Here is a 1,251-nt window from a genome sequence, read left to right as displayed (position 1 = left end):
CTTCCGGCGCGCGTGGTGGCCCTACAGCACCGTCCTCGGACGTGTGCCGGGCCTGGAGGGCTACCACGACGTGCGGTCGCACCCGGGCGCCGAGCTGCTGCCGGGCCTGGTGATCTTCCGCTTCGACGGGCCGCTGTTCTTCGCCAACGCCAAGTCGTTCCGCGACGAAGTCCTGCGCTGCGCCCACGCCGAACCGGCACCGCGACGCGTGCTGATCGCCGCGGAACCGATGACCGACGTCGACACGACCGCGGCGGACATCCTGGAGGAGCTGGACGCGGCGCTGAGGGACCGGGGCGTGGACCTGGTCTTCGCCGAACTCAAGGACCCGGTACGGCGCAAGGTCGAGCGCTACGGCCTGGCCCGCACCTTCGACGCGAGCCGTTTCCACCCCACCGTGGAGGGCGCCATCGAGGCCTACCGCTCGGACAGCGGCGCAAACTGGACCCCGGCCGACCGGGCGACCGGTGACCGGGGCTGATCCGGGTCCGCGCGGCAGGGCGGGCAAGTGCGCGGGCAGGGACACGTTCGCCGGGGCGACGGAGAGCACGTGCGTGCCCCACGGCGGCAGATCGACGTAGAGCCCGCTGCCCGTCAGCTCCGCACCGGCCCGCTCATAGCGCTCGATGTCGAGCAGGCTGGCCAACTCCACGCCCCCCTGGCCGAGTTCGCTCCAGGGCAGCCGGATGCGTGCCTGCGCGGGGTGGTCGGAGAGGTTGACCACGGTCAGGTGCCGGCCCGCCTCGCCCGACCAGCACGAGACGATGAGGTCCCGGCCGGAGTCGTTGTCGGGCCAGCCCTCGCAGTCCAACAGCTGCCAGCGTCCCGTACGCATGTTGCTGCGGTGCACCGCCGCGAGGAGCCGCTCGTAGAACTCCCGCAGGGAGGGGTCCGGCGACTCGTCCGGACGCCGGTCGAGGAAGACCGGCAGGTGGACACGGCGCCCGGTGAACTGGCCCTCGTGCCACAGGGTCGCGCCGGGCAGCGTGGCAATAAGCGTGGCCGCCGCCCGTTCCTTGGCCGCCGGCAGGGTGCGCGCGGCCCGCGGCTCGTCGTGGTTCTCCAGGAACCGGACCAGGCCGCGCTGGTACTGCTCGTCGGCTTGCAGGTGCCCGCGCACCGACTCGGGGCTCTCGTTCAGGATCCGGTCGTAGAGCCGCTTGTCGTAGCAGAAGTCGAACCCCTGCTGCTGCAGGGCCCATTCGAGGTCCCAGTAGGCCTCCGCGGCGAAGACCATGTGCGGGTGGAGAC

Annotated in this window: 2 protein-coding genes; both read left to right on the top strand. The window is 72.0% G+C overall.

Annotated features, from left to right (window positions below):
* The coding region (locus ACQKIP_RS47725; protein ID WP_427745897.1) for an STAS domain-containing protein at positions 1-481 on the top strand (481 nt) is incomplete at its 5' end.
* A 450-nt stretch (positions 482-931) separates the two neighbouring features.
* Positions 932-1,251: hypothetical protein (locus ACQKIP_RS47720; protein ID WP_427745896.1), on the top strand; the 320-nt coding region annotated here is incomplete at its 3' end.

Origin of the sequence: Streptomyces sp. NPDC059900, assembly GCF_050270335.1 — a bacterium.
GTDB lineage: Bacteria > Actinomycetota > Actinomycetes > Streptomycetales > Streptomycetaceae > Streptomyces.
The sequence above is the reverse complement of the archived record's forward strand: the minus strand, read 5'-3'. Positions and strand labels throughout refer to the sequence as shown.